At 38.2% G+C, this 2,620-nt stretch carries 5 protein-coding genes and 1 pseudogene; 1 reads left to right on the top strand and 5 read right to left on the bottom strand.

Annotation, left to right across the window (positions count from 1 at the left end; all coding sequences use genetic code 11):
* Nucleotides 1–94: 94 nt before the first annotated feature.
* The 4 genes and pseudogenes from DW015_RS00005 to DW015_RS00015 form a co-directional block, all read right to left on the bottom strand.
* Nucleotides 95–292 carry a hypothetical protein gene (locus DW015_RS00005; RefSeq protein WP_117898196.1) on the bottom strand — a complete coding sequence of 66 codons (198 nt, stop codon included), beginning with the start codon at nucleotides 290–292 and terminating at the stop codon, nucleotides 95–97.
* Nucleotides 273–413: a hypothetical protein gene (locus DW015_RS13315; RefSeq protein ID WP_181979797.1), complete on the bottom strand. Its 141-nt coding sequence runs from the start codon at nucleotides 411–413 to the stop codon at nucleotides 273–275. Before DW015_RS13315 ends, DW015_RS00005 begins: the two co-directional genes overlap by 20 nt.
* Nucleotides 414–650 (bottom strand): annotated as a pseudogene (locus DW015_RS00010) (hypothetical protein); the annotation flags it as partial.
* Between the two features lie 5 nt (nucleotides 651–655).
* The gene (locus tag DW015_RS00015; RefSeq protein ID WP_117903303.1) at nucleotides 656–1,426 is read right to left on the bottom strand and encodes a phage antirepressor KilAC domain-containing protein; all 771 of its coding nucleotides are present in this window, start codon (nucleotides 1,424–1,426) and stop codon (nucleotides 656–658) included.
* A 322-nt stretch (nucleotides 1,427–1,748) separates the two neighbouring features.
* On the opposite strand from DW015_RS00015, the gene DW015_RS00025 reads away from it, so the two are divergent.
* Nucleotides 1,749–2,306, top strand: coding sequence for an N-acetyltransferase (locus DW015_RS00025; RefSeq protein WP_117903305.1), 558 nt, complete (start codon nucleotides 1,749–1,751; stop codon nucleotides 2,304–2,306).
* Between the two features lie 26 nt (nucleotides 2,307–2,332).
* Here DW015_RS00025 and DW015_RS00030 read toward each other — a convergent pair whose 3' ends face one another.
* Nucleotides 2,333–2,611 (bottom strand): DNA cytosine methyltransferase, encoded by a 279-nt coding sequence (locus DW015_RS00030; protein ID WP_242993182.1) that lies wholly within the window; start codon nucleotides 2,609–2,611, stop codon nucleotides 2,333–2,335.
* Nucleotides 2,612–2,620 lie beyond the last annotated feature (9 nt).

Here is a 2,620-nt window from a genome sequence, read left to right on the forward strand (position 1 = left end):
GTCGCTTTGCTAATTACAGAAGTTTTCTGTCATTGGCAAAACGACTTAATTAAATATTAGATTTTACGCTTAAATATTTGATTTTACGCTGTTTTCAACCCTTGATGATCGGATCGACGTAGCTGAAAATTATTCTTTTCTGGTCAAGATAGCCGTTGGCTTTATTGACCTCGTTGCACAATTCCTTGTACTGCCTTTCCGAAAGTACGGGCTTTGTGGCTCTCAGCATTGCAGGAATACTGCCGAGACAAAACTTGAAGTCCACTTTAGCTTTAATTCTGTTTGTGTGCATCACTTACCTCCTTGTCCAGACGTGCGATCTCTTTTTCAGCAGACTTAAAAGCCACGGCAAGAGAACCTATCGTTGTTCCGATGATAACACCTATCATCATTCCAATGAACAAATACGTCATTTACATCATCTCCATTTCCATATCCTCATCTTCTGTCTGTTCATCATCGATAGAAGTGATCTCAACATACTCGCCGATAACATTCAAGGCCTCATAGTAACTGCTCGAAGATGTTATTCTGCTGCACATTTCCTTTGCCTCATCATACATTCCGTTCCTTTTCAGCGTTTTTGAGGCTATGCCCATAAGATTGAATATATTTCCGTCCTGACCTATCAGCGGACATTTTGGCTTTTTGGACATCACGACATCTCCTTTCCGTAATATTTTCTCAGCAGACCTATGATAAAAAGCTGACCTTTTCCCGTCACAAACGTCTGCCGATAAGTCTTTTTCATACCCTCGACCTCGAACACCGACTCTTTTACAACAAAATATCTGCGGTCAATATATCTCTGATACGGCAGATTGTTTGACATAAGCACTCCCATTTCTTTCAGCCAGCGAAACAGTCTTGTTCTGCCGATATTGAAATTTTTATCAGCCGCAAGCTTTGCCATAGCATTCATATCTATGAGATCCTCGCTGTCGGCAACGTGCAGAGCAAAATCCACGAGAGGCTTATCATTTCTGATCCGTTCATTCAATTTGCTGATAAACGTCATTTGCAGACGGAAAAGATTTTTGTACGGTTCGTCGAGGAAGGGCAGGTAGTTTTCAATAAACATTTCTTCGTTTGAAACATAGCCGCCTGTTCTGCGGATAGTTGGGAGGATATCATCAAATATCCAACTTTCAAATTTTTCAGCAGAGGGAAGTCTGGAGTGGGATATAAGTCTGTAAAGATTACCTTCAGAAATAAACTTAGCACCTTGCTTTCTGCCCATTGAATCTATGAGGTGGTGAATCACCACCCCATCTTTTTTGCAATGAGTTTTTATCGCATTGTTCGTATCGCTATACCCCAATGCGAGAGCCACGTCTTTTCCACAAAACATCACCCTTCCGTTTTCCTCGATAGTTCTCACCGAGCCAAACTCCTCATTCACAAATGTTTTCACCATATTATCCATTTGTATTCTCCTTTTCGATATCTAAAATATACTTTGCCAAAGCCTCGATGACATTAGTTGTCACCGCATTTCCTGCCTGTTTGTAAAGCTGTGCATCGGACATTCCTGTGGCTTTGATTCTTTTATTTTTCTTGCAAGCTTAAGGTATCTGATCATCATTTTGTAGAATTGCAGGAGTTATAACTTATTGCTTTTGCCGAATTCGGAGATCAAGCAAAATTTATTGTCCTTTCTATTTGATTTTTTTTGGGGGATATGATATAATAATTTAGAAAATTTGTTGGGATAAACTGCCCAACAAATCGGAATTTGGAGGTATCTTATGAATATTTATGAATCATGTCCTGTATTAGAAAATGAAAAGTTTATACTTAGATTATTTCAGAATGAAGATTGCAATGATTTATTAAAAGTATATAGCGATAAGAACGCATTGCCATTCTTTAACAGTGATAATTGTAATGGAGATAATTTCTATTATGCGTCAAAAGAAAAAATGGAAGCAGCGATGGACTTTTGGCGGATGTCATATGAAAAAGGTTGGTTCGTTAGACTTTCGATTGTTGACAAGACAGTATCAACTGTAATTGGAACGGTTGAATTATGCTTGAGAGTGTCCGATGATGAATTTAATAACATGGGTATTTTGAGAGTAGATGTGAGAAGTGATTATGAACAGGAAAATGAATTGTATGATATTTTTTCACTTATCACACCAGAATTTGAGAAAATGTTAGGATATACAGGTGTACTTACTAAGGCTCCAATATATGCGATAGAAAGAATTAAAGCAATTCAGAAAGTGGGATTCACTAAATCGGAACATTTATTGAATGGAAAAACTGGATATGCCTATGATGGATATTGGACAATTAAATAACATTAACAGATTCCAGTTTATCGGAATCAAAAATCACAGCACTCATAACAGGTGCTGTGATTTTTTTCGTAAAATTTGTGCTTGGTAATTTCTCCGCATATAATGTCGAGATCGGGCAGCTCATTGGGGTCGATCTTTCTTGCATCATCGTAATACACCTCGTTTCTTGTATCGTACAACGTTTCGTATGCTTTCTTTGCATATTTGTCTATTTCACAATAACCGACGCACTTGAATCCGCCCGCTTTCTCAAGTCCAGAGCGGAATCCGCCGATGCCTGCAAAGATATCGAAATACTTTATCATTTATCACCG

This window comes from Ruminococcus sp. AF37-20 (assembly GCF_003460465.1).
GTDB lineage: Bacteria > Bacillota > Clostridia > Oscillospirales > Ruminococcaceae > Hominimerdicola > Hominimerdicola aceti.

What these genes read in the sequence shown, in the direction of transcription:
- DW015_RS00005 (WP_117898196.1), bottom strand. Translation starts at nt 292, where the DNA reads ATGCACACAAACAGAATTAAAGCTAAAGTGGACTTCAAGTTTTGTCTC.
- DW015_RS13315 (WP_181979797.1), bottom strand. Translation starts at nt 413, where the DNA reads ATGACGTATTTGTTCATTGGAATGATGATAGGTGTTATCATCGGAACA.
- DW015_RS00015 (WP_117903303.1), bottom strand. Translation starts at nt 1,426, where the DNA reads ATGGATAATATGGTGAAAACATTTGTGAATGAGGAGTTTGGCTCGGTG.
- DW015_RS00025 (WP_117903305.1), top strand. Translation starts at nt 1,749, where the DNA reads ATGAATATTTATGAATCATGTCCTGTATTAGAAAATGAAAAGTTTATA.
- DW015_RS00030 (WP_242993182.1), bottom strand. Translation starts at nt 2,611, where the DNA reads ATGATAAAGTATTTCGATATCTTTGCAGGCATCGGCGGATTCCGCTCT.